This window comes from Thermoanaerobaculia bacterium (genome assembly GCA_035260525.1).
Lineage (GTDB): Bacteria > Acidobacteriota > Thermoanaerobaculia > UBA5066 > DATFVB01 > DATFVB01.
This window is the reverse complement of sequence record DATFVB010000020.1, coordinates 1-14920: the sequence shown is the minus strand read 5'-3', so window position 1 is coordinate 14920 and position 14920 is coordinate 1. Positions and strand designations below refer to the sequence as shown.

Here is a 14920-nt window from a genome sequence, read left to right as displayed (position 1 = left end):
CCGCGGATCGCGCGCAGCACCGCCCGCTCCGCCACGCGGTGCCCTCCCCAGAAACGATTCACCCAGCGGATGTCGGCGAGCGACCGCTCGACCTCCTCCAGCGGGACGCCGATCTGATCGAGGAGCTCGCGCTGCGGCCGCCGCTGCGGCACGAGCAGGCTCACGAGAGCTTGCGGAGGACGAGCGCCGAGTTCTTCGAGCCGAACGCGATGCAGTTGCAGAGGGCCGTCTCGAAGCCGGCGGGCCGCGCGGCGTTGGCCACGTAGTCGAGATCGCATTGCGGATCCGCGGTCTCCAGGTTGATCGTCGGCGGGAGGAACCCGTCGCGCATCGCGAGCAGCGTGGCGGCGACGCCGGCCGCCCCGCAGGCGCCCTGGGGATGCCCGATCATCGACTTGACGGAAGAGCCGGGGAGGGAGAGCGCCGCCGCCCCGAAGGCCTTCTTGACCGCCCGCGTCTCGACCCGGTCGTTGAGCTCGGTCGACGTGCCGTGGTAGGCGAGATAGCCGATCTCTCCGGGCGAAAGCCGCGCCTCCTGCATCGCCAGCTCCATGGCCCGGGCCGGTTCGTCGCCCGACTCGTCGAGGCGGATCCGGTGGTGCGCGTCGCACGTGGCGCCATAGCCCCCGATCTCGCCGTAGATGCGCGCGCCGCGCGCCCGGGCCCGGTCGAGATCCTCCACCACGAACATCCACGATCCTTCGCCGAGGACGAACCCGTCGCGGTCGCCGGAAAAAGGACGGGACGCGGCTTCCGGACGGTGATCCCGCCGGGTCGAGACGACGCGCATCAGGATGAATCCCTCCATGATCCCGCGGACGATCGTCGCGTCCACTCCCCCGACGAGGAAGATCGACGCCTCGCCGTGCTTGATCGAGCGGAACGCGTATCCGAGCGCGTCGGTCGAGGAGGCGCAGCCGGTCGTGATCACGTGCGAGGCGCCGCGGAGGCCGAAACGCATCGAGAGCTCGGACGACATCGTCCCGATCGTTCCGGTCGAGATCGTGTGCGCCGACGCCTTTCGCTGCTGGCCCGTGTAGTAGAGGTGGTACATCCGCTCGGCGAATTCGATCGCGCCCCCGCCGGTGCCGAGGATCACGTTGAGCTCCCGGGACTCTTCGAGCGTGAGACGGCTCCAGTCGATCCCCGCGTCCTCGAGCGCTTCGGTCGAGGCGGCGATCGCCATCGGGACCGCGCGGGAGAGCCGGGCGACCTCCTTGGCGGGAAGGTGCTCGGTCGGATCGAAGTCCTTCACCTCCGCGGCGATCGTCACCGGGAGACCCTCGGGATCGAAGAGGGATACCTTCCCGACGCCCGACCGGCCGCCGCGGATCGCTCCGGCGAAGCTTTCGCGGCCGATCCCGTTCGGCGAAACGCATCCCATCCCCGTCACGACCGCGCGATGCGCCAAGAATCCCCCTCCGCTTCCGATTGTTTCACGCGTCGCGCCCGCCCGGGCACGCGTTCAGAAATGTCTCACCGGGCACGTGTTCCGGAACGGCCCCGGCCCGGCACGGCGTTCGAACGAGACGTGCCGCGGCCGCGGGCTCAGAAGCCCCTTTCCTCGCCCGGGAACCTCGTGAGCGGCAGGCAGCGCATCGGCGCGCCGCTTTCCCACGCGCCTCCCTCGGCCGGAAGGACGAGGAGCGCGTTGCGGCGCCCCTGCGCGCGGATGTCGTGGCTTCCGTGCGACGCGACGGGAGCGACGACGAGGTCTCCACCGCGGGCCGAGAGCACGGCGTCGCGGTAGATCTCTCGTCCCGGCTTCGTCCGGAGGGGAGCATCGAGCTTCGCGACGACGAACCGGTCTTCGCGGATCCCTTCGAAGCGGTCGAGAGCGGCCTCGACGAAGATCGCGAACGTGGTGAGCGCCGAGACCGGGTTTCCGGGGAGCCCGAACCAGAAGCCTCCGCCGCGCCGTCCGAAGGCGATCGGCTTGCCCGGCTTGACGGCGACGCCATGGAAGAGGATCTCGAAGCCGGACCGCTCGGCGGCTTCGATCGTTCGGTCGTAGTCGCCCGCGGAGACGCCGCCGGTGGTGAGCACGAGATCCGCCCCGCGCGCGGCGTCGAAGAAGCGGACGAGGAGGTCGACGTCGTCGGGCACGGCCGCCGCGGACTCGGCCGCGATGCCGCGCCGCGCGAGCGCCGCCGCGAGCGCCGGACCGTTGCCGTTCCGGATCTGCCCCGGAGACGGGATGCTCCCCGGATCGACGATCTCGGCGCCCGTCGCGGCGACGAGGACGCGCGGCCGGCGCGCGACCTCGAGCGGATCGGCGCCGACGGTCGCCGCGAGGAGGACGGCGCCCGGCGTCATCCTTTCGCCGGCGCGCAGGAGGACTTCGCCCCGCCGGAACACCTCGCCGCGGCGCCGGACGTGGATCCCCGCCACGGCAGGCCTTCGCGCTCCGACGCGTCCGCCGGAGACTTCCGCTTCCTCGACGGGGACGATCGCGTCGGTGCCCGGCGGCACGGGCGCGCCGGTCATCACGCGCGCGGCTTCTCCCGGCTCGAGGGCGGCCGGAGGGACCGAGCCGGCGGCGATCGTCCCGCGCCGCTCGCGCCAGGGCGGCGCGATGCCGCGCACCGCGTAGCCGTCCATCGCCGTCGTGTCGAAGGCGGGATAATCGTCGTCGGCGGCGACGTCGCGGGCGAGAATGCGTCCGCCGGAAGCCGCCACCCGGATCGGTTCCGGACCGATCGGCTCGACTTCCCGCTCGATGCGATTCAGGGCTTCCGCGACCGTGAGCACGGCGGAATCTTATAGAATCGGCCTGCGTTCGCCATGAGCTCGAAATTCCAGTACCGGGGAGACCTCTCGGCGACGCCGCTGCCGAAGGTGCTCGCGACGATTCACCGTTACCAGGTTCCCGGCGTGATCACCGCCCGCCAGGCCGAGGCCGTCAAGAAGATCTTCCTCGACGACGGGAAGGTCGTCTTCGCCACATCGAACGACATGGACGATGCCCTCGGCGAGTTCCTCGTCCGGCGCAAGCTGCTGGCGCCCGCGCAGCTCGAGGAATCGGGAGCGCGGCTCGAGGGAAGCGGCAAGCGCCAGGGCGAGGTGCTGGTCGAAATGGGAGTGTTGACGCCTTCGGAGATGGCCGCCGCCGTGGTCGCCCAGGTGTCCGCGATCCTCTGGTCCGTGTTCGACTGGGAGTCGGGGGAGATCGCGTTCGAGGTCGGCCGCTTCCGCACCGAAGAGAAGATCCAGATGGACCTTCCGATCGACCGCGCCATCCGCGAAGGGCTGATGAAGGCCGCGAATCCGAAATCGCTCGTCAAGCGGCTCGGCCCGTCCTGGACGATCCTCGAGAGGGTCCCCGCGCCCGCTCCCGCGGCGGAGCTGTCCGACGACGAGAAGAAGTTCCTCTCTGTCGTCGACGGCCGGACGCCGTTCGTGGATCTCTGCCGCAAGGGGCCGGGGGACGCGGCGACGAACGCCCGCCTTCTCTTCCTCTTCTTCAGCCTCGACCTGATCCGGCGGAAAGCCGAGCCTTCCCTCAAGAAGCTCCACTGGCGCACGCATCCGGGCGGCGGCGCCGCCGAAGGATAATGACGACATGCCGCTCTACGAATATCGCTGCGACCGCTGCCGCAAGAAGACCGAGGTGATCCAGAGCTTCAGCGAGAAGCCGCTGAGGATCTGCCCGCATTGCGGCGAGCGGGCGCTGAAGAAGCTCTTCTCCGCGCCGGCCATCCAGTTCAAGGGCACGGGCTGGTACGTCACCGACTACGCCGGAAAGAAAGGCTCGGATCGCGGCGGCGAATCGAGCGAAAGCGCCTCCGAGAAGGAGGACAAGGCCGGTAAGGCCGCCGAAAAGAAGAGCGAGAAACCGCCGAAATCGGAGAAGCCGGCGCGCAAGGGCGGGAAAAAGGAAGGTTAGTGTCCCGTCCCGGAAATAACTTCAGCGTCGCGCCTGCGGCTTGCGGACGAGGGCCAGACGCGTCGCGGGAGCAGATGCCGTTTGCATCGGGCCCGCGACGCAACGCCGCCATCGTTCGCAATGTGCTGGCGCCCTTCGGGTTCGGGCGGCGCGGGGCAATCTGCGGCGCCGCCGCGACTCGACGATGGCAACGCATCGCCATCGTCGCGGCGACTGGCAGCTTACCCCGCGGCGCTCCGAACGACGCTAAAGCTATTTCCGGGACGGGACACTAGCCGCCCCGCTTCGCCAGTCCGAGTCCGATCGCCGCCGCGCCGGCGAGGCTCGCGAGCGCTCCCGCGATTCCGCCCGGCACCTTTTCCCGCCAGACGATCCGATGGGTTCCGGCCGGCACCCGCAGGGCCGAGAGCGCGACGCGCTCGGGGACTACCGCGGCGGGCGTCCCGTCGATGCGGACGTCCCGGAACTTCCACCAGCCCCGCGTGACCCGCAGCCAGCATCCGGTCGGGCAGGCGGCCGCCGCGTCGAACCCGTTCTCCCGTTCCGAATACGAAAGGATGCGTCCCGGAGCGTCGGTTCCCTCCCGGCTCTTTCCGGTTTCGAGGATGGCCGTCGAAGGAGGAATTGCGGCGGAGCGGACGTTCGATTCCGCGGACGCGGCCGTCGGAAGCTCCTTCCACGCCGAAGCGACGGAGACGCGCGGGACGGCGTCCGGAACCTCGTCGACGACGACGTCTCCCGCGGATGCGGCGGCCACCGTGCCGGGGAGCGCCGGGGCGTCCGGGAAGCGAACGATCCAGCGGATCGAGAATCCCGCGAGATACCGGGCGACGTCTCCGGGCGACCGGCCGAGAACGTCGAAGAGATCGCGCCGGACGAACGCGTGGCCCGCGAGATCGGACGCGTCCGGGTCGCTGTTGAGCACGGACGGCCGTCCCCAGAGGGAGCCGGCGAAGGCGCGCAGCGCGATCTCGGGCGGGCGATCGCCGCGGCGGCCCCGCTCCGCGTCGCGCGATCCCGCGATCGGGAAATACATCGCCTGGGGGACGAACGAGAAGCGCGTCTCCGGATCGAGCGCGCGGAGCGCCGTGATCGCCGGCGGCGGATCGAGCACGTCGCTCTCCGGCGCGGTCGCGACGATGCGGCGGGTCGCGAGCGTCAGGTCCGCCGCGATCAGGAGGAGCGCGGCCGCGGACAGGAATCGCCGGCGGGGCGCGGCCAGCAGCAGCGCCGCGGCCGCGGCGAGCGCCCAGTGGAGCGACGCGGCGAAGAGGGCGCGCGGGACGCCGCTGGCGACCGTCGCGGCCGACGCTCGCCCGTCGCGCGTCCAGGCGAGCACCGCGTGCGCCACACCGCCGCGCGCCGTCCAGGCGAGGAGTCCCGCGAGGGCAAGTGCCGCGGCGGCGCCGCCGAGAACGAGCCCGAAACGGCGGCCGCCGCGAGCGGCGTCCCACCCCCGAGCCGCCCAGAGCGCGATCACGAGCGTCGCGCCCAGAGCGAGCTTCTCGGGATAGCGGAGAGCGATCCGGGTCGGCGTGGAGAGCAGCCGCTCCGGGACGAACACCGCCGCCGACGCGAGGAGGACGCTCACCCAGAAAAGAACGCGCAGCGCGGCGGCGCGGCGGCGGCCCTCGAAACGTACGGAAGGAAGGAGCATCGCGCCCGCCGCGAACGCGCCGGCGAAGAGCGTCGCGAAGTACCCGCTCGGCCGCCCGTCGAAGAACCTGCCGCCCCACGTCTTCCAGGGAGAAAACGCCGTCGGATCGCCGAACGGGTAGGGTACGACCCACTCGAGGAGCCGGGCCGGTGAGAGCGACCACTGGAGCGTGGCGAGCAGCCGGAACCGCACCTGGGCCCGGAACGTCCCGGGGAGGTAGAGAAACATCGGCAGGAGCTGGATTCCTGCCGCGACGATCGCGACCGCGCACGCGGCCGCGGCGAGGAGCCCGGCCCGCGCGCGCTTTCCCGGTTCCGCGGCGGCCGCGAAGACGAAGACGGCGAGCGTCGCGAGCCCGAGCGTGAACGGCTCGCCGGCGAGGACGTCGAGCGCGAGAAGCGCCGCGACCGCCGCCGCGCGGCGGATGTCGGGACGCGCGGCGAGGCGCTCTCCCGCGAGGGCCGCCCAGGGAAGGAGCGCGGCGCCGGGGAGCATGTTCGAGAACAGGATCGTCGAGAGGACCGGGCCGGAGAAGCCGTACGCGGCCGCCGCCGCGAGCCCGGCGCCCTCCGAAACGCCGAGAGCTCGCGCGAGACGCATCGCGCCCCATCCGGCGAGGAAAACGTGCGCGACGAGGTACAGCTTGAATCCCGGGGCGAACGGGAGCGCGGCCGCCAGGATTCGAAGGGGATAGAAAACGCCCGCGTTCGGGTTCGGGAGCAGCGGCTTTCCTCCGGAGACCTGGCCGAACCAGAGCGGCAGTTGCCCCGATGCCCACGCGCGGTGGACCGCGCTCTCGAGCGGCAAAAAATAGCTGTTGACGTCGCGGCCGTAGATCATCACCGGCAGGAAGAGGAGGTCCGCGAAGACGAGGACGACGAGCCCGAGCCAGAGAACCGCCGGGTCGATCCGTTTCATCGCGGCGATCGTATGCGAAGCCGCGCGATAATTCGGTCGTGGAACCGTTCCACCGGGAATCGTGGGACCCCCGCGACGGGGAGATGAGCGAGCGCCGGCTGCGGCGAGCCATGGAGCTCGAGGGATACGAGGTCGCCGTCTACGCCTACCGTCCGGGGACGGTGTTCGACGGGCACGCCCACGCCGAGGAGAAGTGCGACGCGGTCGTCGAAGGCACGCTCCGCATCGAGATCGAGAGAGGGCCCGCCTTCGATCTGCGCGCCGGAGACCGGCTCTACCTTCCCGCCGGCACGCGCCACCGGGCCGAAGTGATCGGCTCCGCGACCGTCATCTCGCTGGATGGGACTCGCCGGTAACGCATCGCCGCGCGAGTTTATGGATCAACGGGTCAGCGTCGCCAGATACTCCCGGAAGGGCGCGCCGAGGTCCTCGCGCTTCAACGCGAGCTCGACCGTCGCCTTCAGGAAGCCGAGCTTGTCGCCCGCGTCGTAGCGCTTTCCCTCGAAGGCGTATCCGTCGATCGGCCGGCGGCCGAGGAGCGTCTTGAGCGCGTCGGTGATCTGGATCTCGCCCCGATGGTCGGGCGGCGTGCTCGCGAGGATCTCGAAGATGTCAGGCGTGAGGATGTAGCGGCCGATGATCGCGTGGTTGGAAGGCGCCTGCTCCGGCGCGGGCTTCTCGACCATGCCGGTGACCTCCGTCAGCCGGTCGTCGATCTTGCGTCCCGACACGATGCCGTACATCGCGGTGTCCTGGCGAGGCACCTCGCAAAGGGCGAGGACGGGATTGCCGCGGCCCTCGAAGACTTCGATCATCTGGCGCAGGGCGGGGCGCTCGGCGTCGATCACGTCGTCGGCGAGCAGAACGGCGAACGGCTCGTTGCCGACGATCTGGCGCGCCTGGAGAATCGCGTGACCGAGGCCGAGCGCCTGCTTCTGCCGGACGTAGGCGACCTCGATCATCTGAGAGATCTCCTGCACCTCGGCGAGGAGGTCCTCCTTGCCGCGCACGCCGAGCAGGGCCTCGAGCTCGAACGAGACGTCGAAGTGATCCTCGATCGCGTTCTTGCCGCGTCCCGTGACGAGCAGGATCTGGTCGAGGCCCGAGTCGCGCGCCTCCTCGACCGCGTACTGCACGAGGGGCTTGTCGACAAGCGGCAGCATCTCCTTCGGGAGTGCCTTCGTGGCGGGAAGGAACCGCGTGCCGAGACCGGCGACGGGGAACACGGCTTTGCGGATCGTGCGCTGCATGGCGGCGAGAATAGCAAAGGCCGGGCCACGCGGCCGTCCGCGCGCTGCGGGCGGACGTTTTCGCGTCCGGGCGAACGATCCGGGTTAAGATGACACTGGTGATCCGCCGCGTCATTCTCTTCCTCGGCCTCCTCGCCTGGGCGGCCGGAGCCCGGGCCGGCTGGGTGCGCATTCCGGTGCTCGGCGCGGACGTCACCGCGATCGCGAGCGATCCCTTCCGTTCCGATTCCGTGTTCTGCGGGACCTCGCGCGGCAACGTCTACCACTCGTCCGACGGGGGCCGGTCGTGGGGCGCGACCCGCCCGGGCAATCAGTTCCCGGGCTACGTCGTTTCGACGCTGAAGACGGACGTCCGGACGCCCGGCCGTCTCTGGGCCGCCCTCTCCGGGACGGGGCGCGGCGCGCTGCTGGCCGTCTCGGACGACGACGGCGCGGACTGGACGATCCTCGCCCGGTGGGACCGTGCGGTGGACGCCCGCGCCTTCGCGCAATCTCCGCTCGACCCGCAGTGGCTCGCGTGCGGCGGCGACGACGGCGTCTTCCTGTCGCGCGACGGGGGGCGCTCGTGGACGCCGAGCGGCGAAGGGGTCGCGGGCCTCGCCCTCGTGCAGTCGCTCGCGTTCGATCCCGCGGATCGCGCCACACTCTACGCCGGCACCTATCGCCAGGCGTTCCGGACCCGCGACGCGGGGGAGACCTGGGCGCGGATCGCCAACGGGATGGTGCTCGACGCGACGGTGTACTCCTTCGACTTCGACCCGCACGACGCCTCGCGGGTCTGGGTCTCGACCTGCGGGTGGGTGTACCGCTCCGACGACGGCGGAGATCGCTGGACCCGGTTCACGACCGGCTTCACGAACCGCCGCACGCCGGTCGTCCATCTCGACCCGAAGGCGCCCAACGTCCTGTACGCGGGGACCGTCGGCGGTCTTCACCGCTCCGACGACGGCGGCAAGACCTGGAACCGGATCTCGCGCGAGACGCTGGACGTCTCGGCGCTCGAGGTCGACCCCCGCAGCGGCTGCCTCTATCTCGGATCGCTGGGAGAAGGGATGTTCTATTCCGACGATCGCGGCGCGACGATCGTCCCCGCCTCGGATGGCCTCGACGAGGCGCGCGTCCCGGCGATCGCCCCGGATCCCGCCGATCCTTCGCGCGTGCTCTTCCTCCGCGCCTACGGCGGCGTCGAGTCGGGGGTGTGGGAAACGGCCGCGGGCGCATCCCACCAGATCTCTTCGGACTCGCCTCCGGGCGCGTTCGCGCTCGCCGCCGCGACGATCGCGGGCCGGACCGTCTGGCTGACGGCCTCGGCGTCGAGCCTCCTCGTGTCCACCGACTCCGCCCGCCGTTTCTTTCCCGCGGCGCGGCCGCCCGAGGGCCGGATCCTGAAGGTCTTCGGAGATCCTCTCCCGGCGCCGATCGTCGTCACCGAAAGGGGCGCGTGGACGACGGCCGACGGCGCGACGTGGAGGAAGATCGACACGATCAGCGGGACGCCCGTGGACGCCTCGCTCGTCTCCGACGCGACCGGCCGCACGGAGCTCGAGGTCCGCACGACGTCGGCGCGGTTCCGCGGGACCACGCTCTTCGAGGTGAGCCGCCGGCCTCTTCTCTCCGGCGGGATGTACCGGAAGACCGACCCGGCGGCTGCCGCGCACCCGTTTTTCCGGTACGACGTGCGCGACAGCCGCCTCGTCATTCGCCGCGGGACGGAGTCCGCCGCGCTCGAGCTGCCCCGAGGGGAGCTCCGGGTCACCGACGCGATCATCGCGGGAGACGGAAGCCTGTACGTGTCGACGATGGGGGACGGCGTATTCCGTTACACACCGGACAACGTGCCGGAGACCGCCGCGGGGTCGTCGGCGGGCTCCGCAAAATTTCGATAGCTCACCTTCCGGTTTACCGGTTACCTTGGAAACTCCAGGCACGCCGTGGCGTCACTCGAAGTCTCCTCCGCGTTGGCTCTTCCGTCGGCCGCTTCCTTCGCGGTCGGCGTGGCCGTCGATCCGCTCTTTGCGACGGAGCTGTTTCGAATCGGTCGCTGGCGCTGCGTGGTGGGTCCGTCGGAATCGACCGCGATCCAGGCGCAGCGCTGGCCCATGATCTCGTTCACGCACGCCGGAGCGTTCGTCGTTCATTCGGGCGGCCGCTCGGCCGTGATCGACCCGACGTGCACGCTGCTGATCAACCCCGGCGCGCCGTACCGCATGAGCCGCCATTTCGGCGAGCGTTCCCACGGCGCCTACGTGCTCGTGCGCCCCGACGTCTTCGCCGACGTCGCCCGAACGGCGAGCGAAGCGCGCGCGGAGGGCTTCGCCGGAATCGAAGGGCCGAGCTCGACGCGGAGCTATCTCCTCCAACGCTCGCTCCTCGACCGGATACGCTCGGTACCCGGCCCGGACGCTCTCGAGGTCGACGAGATGGCGATGGCCCTCGTCGAAGCCGCGTTCCGGCCGAGGGGGCGCGCCGATTCCGAGGTGACTCCCCGTCAACGCGCGCGGATCGATCGGGCGCGGGCCTTGATCCTCGAAAACCTGTCGGCGCCGCTGAAGCTCGACGACGTCGCCCGCGGGATCGCGCTGTCCCCGTTCCATCTCTGCCGCCTGTTCCGCCGCTCGACCGGCCGGACGCTCCACCGGTACCGTACGGCGCTTCGCCTGAGGATCGCGCTCGAACGCATCGCGGACCCGGGGATCGACCTCGCCGCCCTCTCGCTCGAGCTCGGATACTCGAGCCACAGCCATTTCACGGCGGCGTTCCGGAAGGAATTCGGCGTCAGCCCGTCGAAGATCCGCGGCCGCGGGAACGCCGAGCGGCTTCGGGCCCTCATCCGGGAATGGGACGCCGGTCCGGCTTTTCCCTGCCGTGAGCCGCCGGAGCCGTCACGGAAAAAGGAATCCGGTCAGCTTTCGTCGACCTGATTCGGCAGCTCGTTGGCGTCCTTCACGCCGCGCGGAAAATGCGCCTCGAGGGCCTCGCCGAGCTTCTCGATCGTCGCGACGATTCCGCCGGTGAAGTCTCCCTCGCCGAAGAGACGGGTCATCTCGGCGGCGGCGCTCTTCCAGAAGTGCTCGCCGCACCGGTCGTGGATGCCCGAGTCGCCGAGGATCGCGAAGTTCCTCGACCGCGGGGCCACGAAGATCAGAACGCCGTTCTTCTGGGCGGTCCTCGTCATCCCGAGCTTCTCGAAGATCTTCTTCGCGGCGGCGATCGGATCGCGGACGGCGCGGTGATGGACGTGGACCCGGATCTCGCCCGAGCTTCTCGCCTCCGCCGCGGCGATCGCCGAGACGATTCGGTCGTGATCGACGTTGGACAAAAAGCTCTTCATCGCAAGCTCCTCACCAGTTCCCGGAGGCCCCGCCGCCCCCGAAGGACCCTCCGCCCCCCGAGAACCCTCCTCCTCCGCCGCCCCATCCTCCGCCGCCGAAGCCGCCGCCGCCCCATCCGCCGGTCCACCACCCTCCGCCGCCGTACGTCCGCCAGCCGCGGCGCCGGAAGAAGAGCGGGAACCCGAAGAAGAGGGCCAGGACGATCGCCGTGATGCATCCCTGGGGAATCCCCTTCGACGGCGCCGCGCTCCGGCCCGTCGCTTTGTATTCGCCGCGCGTCGCCTGGATCATCGCGTCGATCGCGGCGTCGATCCCGGCGGCGTATCGGCCGGCCCGGAACTCGGGAGCGAGGCGATCCTGCAGGATGTCCTTGCAGACGGCGTCGGGGAGCGCGCCCTCGAGGCCGTAACCGACCTCGATGCGCGAGAGGCGCTCCTTGACGAAGATGAAGAGGACGGCGCCGTTGTCGAGCTTCTTCCGGCCGACACGCCAGGCCTGCGCCGTGCGGACCGTGAAATCCTCGAGCGAAGGCTCCGGCAACTCCGGGAAGATCGCGACGACGATCTGGGTCGACGTCTGCTCGTCGAGATCGCGGAGCTTGGCGTCGATGCGCGACGCGTCGCCGGCGGACACGAGCGCGGCGCCGTCGTTGAAGTAGTGAGCCGGGGGAGGAGGGATCGCGACGTCGCCGCGCGCCGGAACGGCCGCGAGAAGCGCCGCGGCGAGCGCGAGCGCCAGGGCCACGGCGCTCGCCGCGGCGAGCGCGCCCCGGCGGGCGCGCCGTCTTTCGCCGGTCACGAATCTCCTCCGCGAGCCCCGAGACGCCGGATCAGTGGGTCGTCGCCGGCGCCGTCGTCGGAGCGGTCCCGGTCCCGAAGTTGAAATTCACCTTCGGAGCGGTCTCCGCGCCGGGCTGCGCGTGGAAGTACGACTTTTCCTTGAACCGCGGGAAGAACCCCGCGATCATGTTCGTCGGGAACGAGTGGTAGCTCGTGTTGAAATCCTGCGCCACCTCGTTGTAGCGCATCCGTTCGACCGTGATGCGGTTCTCGGTCCCTTCGAGCTGGGCCTGCAGGTCGCGGAAGTTCTGTGTCGCCTTGAGCTCGGGATAGCGCTCGACGACCACCATCAGGCGGGAAAGGGCGGACGTGAGCTGCCCCTGCGCCTGCTCGAACTTCTGGAATGCCTGAGGGTCGTTGACGAGCTCGGGCGTGGCCTGGATCGACGTCGCCCTCGAACGGGCCTCGACCACGCTCTCGAGGGTCGATTTCTCGAAATTGGCCGCTCCCTGGACCGTCGCGACGAGGTTCGGAATCAGGTCTGACCGGCGCTGGTAGACGTTTTCGACCTGTCCCCACTGCTGGTTGACCGCCTCGTTCTTCCTGTTCAAGGTGTTGTACGTGCCGGCAAACGAGAGGCCGACGATCACGATGAGGATGAGCACGATGGCCGCGCATCCGAGCCCGAGTTTTCCCATTTCGTTCCTCCGTCGCCCTATTCTACGTAAACGGGGAGGGGGTGTCTTACGTATCTACGGGCAGATCTCCTCCTTCCCGGCCGCGCGAAGAGCGCGGCCGTCCTTTTTGCTGGCGCGGCGATCCTCCTTCGCTCTCACGAGCTACGGAGGATATTCGTTCGAAGACAGTTCTTGCCGTTTCGAGCGTCTTCGCGGCCAGATCCGCCGAAGCCTTGGCGAAGGCGGATGCATCGAGCCGGGCGGGCGCGTGCGACCGGCCGCCCCGCGAAGCGGGAGCGTTGGCGAGTGGGGTGACGGCGGTCGCGTCGAGTCGCTCGTTCCGCCTGCTTGCGTGCGGGCGCTTACGAACGTGAGCGCGGAGTACGCCTTCCTGAGTGAAGCGAAGGACCCTGAGGAGTGGCCCCGCCGGATCGCTCCGGCGGGGCCTACAGAAAGAGAAAGAAAGACTCAGAAGCTCAAGCGAGCTCCGAACCGAAGCGTGCGGGGCGCCTGGATCTCGAAGATCTCGTTGGCGGTCGCGGATCCGGTGCAGACGTCGGCGTTGTCGCAGACCGCAAGTCCAGTGATCTGTTTCTGGAGGACCGTGTTCGAGTTCAACACGTTGAACACGTCGAGCGAGAGCGTGAGGTCGGCCTTCTGGAAGAGCGGGACGACCTTCTCGAGCCGCATGTCGAGCTCATAGAGATTCGCATTGCGGTGGTCGTCGGGGTTCCCGATGAGGACGCTGCGGGTGCCGAGTCCGTCACCGGGATTGACCTGGGCGTAGTACGGCAGCGGATACCCCTGGCGTCCGTACAAGTTGGCCGCGACGTTGAAGTTGAGCGGGAGCTGATAGAGACCGCTCACGTTGAACGCCCACTTGCTGTTGATGTAGACGTTCGAGAACGATCCGCTGTTGTTCGCGCCGCCGTACCACGCGATCGTGTCGTTCTCGCAGGAGGGGCCGAAGGTCGGGCTGACGACGTTGGTCGGATCCTGGCAGCCGCTCGAGCCGATCTTCTGCTTCCAGTTGTTCCAGGTGAACGAGCCGTGCGCCATCCAGCGGTTGGTCAGACGCTTGGTCAACTGGAGCTCGACGCTGTCGTAGCGGGTCTCGTAGCCGGGACGGTTTTCGAGGGTCTTGCCGTAGTTGCCGGTGTATCCATCGCCCGGGAGGTAGTAGACCGGCCCGGTCGTTCCAAGGGAGTGGCCTTGCCAGTCGACGGCGTCGTAGCCGGAGTTGAAAAGAGCGAAATCCGACTGAGAGATGCCGGTGTACGGCGTCCACGTGAAGTTCTTCCGGTTGCGGTGGGTGTAGGAGAGGGCGGCCACGAATTCCGGCGAGATCTGGTGGTCGATGCCGACCGAGAACTCGTCCGTGATCGGAGCCTTCAGGTTCGGGTCGATCTGGTTGACCGAGGCCGGGCTGTTCGGGTTGTTCGGGTCGACGCCGTAGGCGTAGTAGAAGCCCGCGAGGTCGCCGGGGCTCTTGATCTTGTGGTCTCCCCGGGCGAAGTACGCGTCGGACAGGTTGTAATAGAGGTAGGAGTATCCGAGCGGGTTGTTGAAGGCGATCGTGCCCTGGCCGAGCTGGTCGGCGTACCGGGCATACGATGCGCGGAGCAGGGTGCTCTTCTGGGCGCCGAGCGCGTACGTCAGTCCGACGCGGGGCTCCCAGTTTTTCCACTTGAAGTCGGTCTTCCCGCCGCCGTACGTCAGCGTCTGCAGGCACGGGTTCGTGTCGGAGGGAGCCGTCGACGTGTCGCACAGCACATTGTTCCAGGAGAGTCCCGGAGCGGTGCTGCCGAGGTTCTTGCCGTACTGCTCGTCGTACCGCACGCCGATGTTCATCGTGAGGTTCGAGACCGTCAGCGTATCCTGGAGGAAGCCGTCGTAATACTTCGTGTCGACGGCGATGATCTTCGGCCGGGTGAGCTTGGCGAGACCCAGGTTCTCTTCCGGAACCGCTCCGCTCGCGGGCCAGGTCGTGTTCGACTTCAGGTTCACGTTGCGGTATCCGAATCCGAACTTCAGCTCATGGCCGATGTTGCCGGTGTTGAAGAATCCGGAGAGGTTCGCGTTGACCTGGTGCTGCGGACGATACGTCGAATAGTAGACGAACGAGTTGTGCCAGACGCGCTGCGCGTCGCGGTACACGTCGACGTTCCCGCCCTCGGGAACGAATCCAAAGCCGCCGCCCACGTAGTTGTAGGAAGCGTCGACGACGAAGTTCGGCCCGAAGACCTGCGAGTCCTCACCCTTCCAGATCGTCGTCGGACCGGACTGGTCCCACGAGGTCGGCTGCGGGCGGGTCGGGCCCGAGTTGCGCCCGAACTTCAGCTTGTCGCCGCGGAAGTAGAACCCCGTCATCGAGTTCGACTCGATCGGCTGGATGTTCAACTTGCCGGCGAAGTTCTCGAG

At 69.1% G+C, this 14920-nt stretch carries 13 protein-coding genes; 5 read left to right on the top strand and 8 right to left on the bottom strand.

Features of this window, described 5'->3' with window-relative positions:
• Positions 1 to 160: 160 nt before the first annotated feature.
• Complete coding sequence (locus VKH46_00730; protein HKB69340.1) at positions 161 to 1411, bottom strand: beta-ketoacyl-[acyl-carrier-protein] synthase family protein; 1251 nt, start codon at positions 1409 to 1411, stop codon at positions 161 to 163.
• A 137-nt stretch (positions 1412 to 1548) separates the two neighbouring features.
• Entirely contained in the window at positions 1549 to 2751 is a 1203-nt protein-coding gene (gene glp, locus VKH46_00725) for a gephyrin-like molybdotransferase Glp (protein ID HKB69339.1), read from the bottom strand.
• Between the two features lie 33 nt (positions 2752 to 2784).
• Here glp and VKH46_00720 point away from each other — a divergent pair, with 33 nt between their 5' ends.
• Together VKH46_00720 and VKH46_00715 are read left to right on the top strand one after the other, a co-directional pair.
• Entirely contained in the window at positions 2785 to 3555 is a 771-nt protein-coding gene (locus VKH46_00720) for a DUF4388 domain-containing protein (GenBank protein ID HKB69338.1), read from the top strand.
• A 7-nt stretch (positions 3556 to 3562) separates the two neighbouring features.
• Positions 3563 to 3886 carry a zinc ribbon domain-containing protein gene (locus tag VKH46_00715; GenBank protein HKB69337.1) on the top strand — a complete coding sequence of 108 codons (324 nt, stop codon included), beginning with the start codon at positions 3563 to 3565 and terminating at the stop codon, positions 3884 to 3886.
• Between the two features lie 271 nt (positions 3887 to 4157).
• Here the strand turns inward: VKH46_00715 and VKH46_00710 are convergent, their stop codons facing one another.
• Complete coding sequence (locus VKH46_00710; protein ID HKB69336.1) at positions 4158 to 6461, bottom strand: hypothetical protein; 2304 nt, start codon at positions 6459 to 6461, stop codon at positions 4158 to 4160.
• A gap of 38 nt (positions 6462 to 6499) precedes the next feature.
• Between VKH46_00710 and VKH46_00705 the strand changes: the two genes are divergently transcribed.
• Positions 6500 to 6817, top strand: a complete 318-nt coding sequence (locus VKH46_00705; protein ID HKB69335.1) for a cupin domain-containing protein — start codon at positions 6500 to 6502, stop codon at positions 6815 to 6817.
• 24 nt (positions 6818 to 6841) lie between these two features.
• On the opposite strand, the gene galU is transcribed toward VKH46_00705, so the two are convergent.
• On the bottom strand, positions 6842 to 7711 hold the full coding sequence (galU, locus tag VKH46_00700) for a UTP--glucose-1-phosphate uridylyltransferase GalU (protein ID HKB69334.1): 870 nt from the start codon (positions 7709 to 7711) through the stop codon (positions 6842 to 6844).
• A gap of 89 nt (positions 7712 to 7800) precedes the next feature.
• Here galU and VKH46_00695 point away from each other — a divergent pair, with 89 nt between their 5' ends.
• A complete protein-coding gene (locus VKH46_00695) occupies positions 7801 to 9597 on the top strand; it encodes a hypothetical protein (protein ID HKB69333.1) in 1797 nt (598 codons plus the stop codon).
• A gap of 45 nt (positions 9598 to 9642) precedes the next feature.
• Positions 9643 to 10632 (top strand): AraC family transcriptional regulator, encoded by a 990-nt coding sequence (locus VKH46_00690; GenBank protein ID HKB69332.1) that lies wholly within the window; start codon positions 9643 to 9645, stop codon positions 10630 to 10632.
• On the opposite strand, the gene VKH46_00685 is transcribed toward VKH46_00690, so the two are convergent.
• From VKH46_00685 to VKH46_00670, 4 genes are all read right to left on the bottom strand, one after another.
• The gene (locus tag VKH46_00685; GenBank protein ID HKB69331.1) at positions 10614 to 11042 is read right to left on the bottom strand and encodes a TPM domain-containing protein; all 429 of its coding nucleotides are present in this window, start codon (positions 11040 to 11042) and stop codon (positions 10614 to 10616) included. The two genes, VKH46_00690 and VKH46_00685, sit on opposite strands and share 19 nt — an antisense overlap.
• 10 nt (positions 11043 to 11052) lie before the next feature.
• Complete coding sequence (locus tag VKH46_00680; GenBank protein ID HKB69330.1) at positions 11053 to 11841, bottom strand: TPM domain-containing protein; 789 nt, start codon at positions 11839 to 11841, stop codon at positions 11053 to 11055.
• Between the two features lie 31 nt (positions 11842 to 11872).
• Entirely contained in the window at positions 11873 to 12520 is a 648-nt protein-coding gene (locus VKH46_00675; GenBank protein ID HKB69329.1) for a LemA family protein, read from the bottom strand.
• 447 nt (positions 12521 to 12967) lie between these two features.
• Positions 12968 to 14920 (bottom strand): hypothetical protein (locus VKH46_00670; GenBank protein HKB69328.1); only part of this gene is annotated, 1953 nt, incomplete at its 5' end.

Bases quoted from the DNA above. Each gene is read 5' to 3' on its own strand.
- VKH46_00720 (HKB69338.1), top strand. From the start codon at position 2,785: ATGAGCTCGAAATTCCAGTACCGGGGAGACCTCTCGGCGACGCCGCTG.
- VKH46_00715 (HKB69337.1), top strand. From the start codon at position 3,563: ATGCCGCTCTACGAATATCGCTGCGACCGCTGCCGCAAGAAGACCGAG.
- VKH46_00710 (HKB69336.1), bottom strand. From the start codon at position 6,461: ATGAAACGGATCGACCCGGCGGTTCTCTGGCTCGGGCTCGTCGTCCTC.
- galU (HKB69334.1), bottom strand. From the start codon at position 7,711: ATGCAGCGCACGATCCGCAAAGCCGTGTTCCCCGTCGCCGGTCTCGGC.
- VKH46_00695 (HKB69333.1), top strand. From the start codon at position 7,801: ATGACACTGGTGATCCGCCGCGTCATTCTCTTCCTCGGCCTCCTCGCC.
- VKH46_00685 (HKB69331.1), bottom strand. From the start codon at position 11,042: ATGAAGAGCTTTTTGTCCAACGTCGATCACGACCGAATCGTCTCGGCG.
- VKH46_00675 (HKB69329.1), bottom strand. From the start codon at position 12,520: ATGGGAAAACTCGGGCTCGGATGCGCGGCCATCGTGCTCATCCTCATC.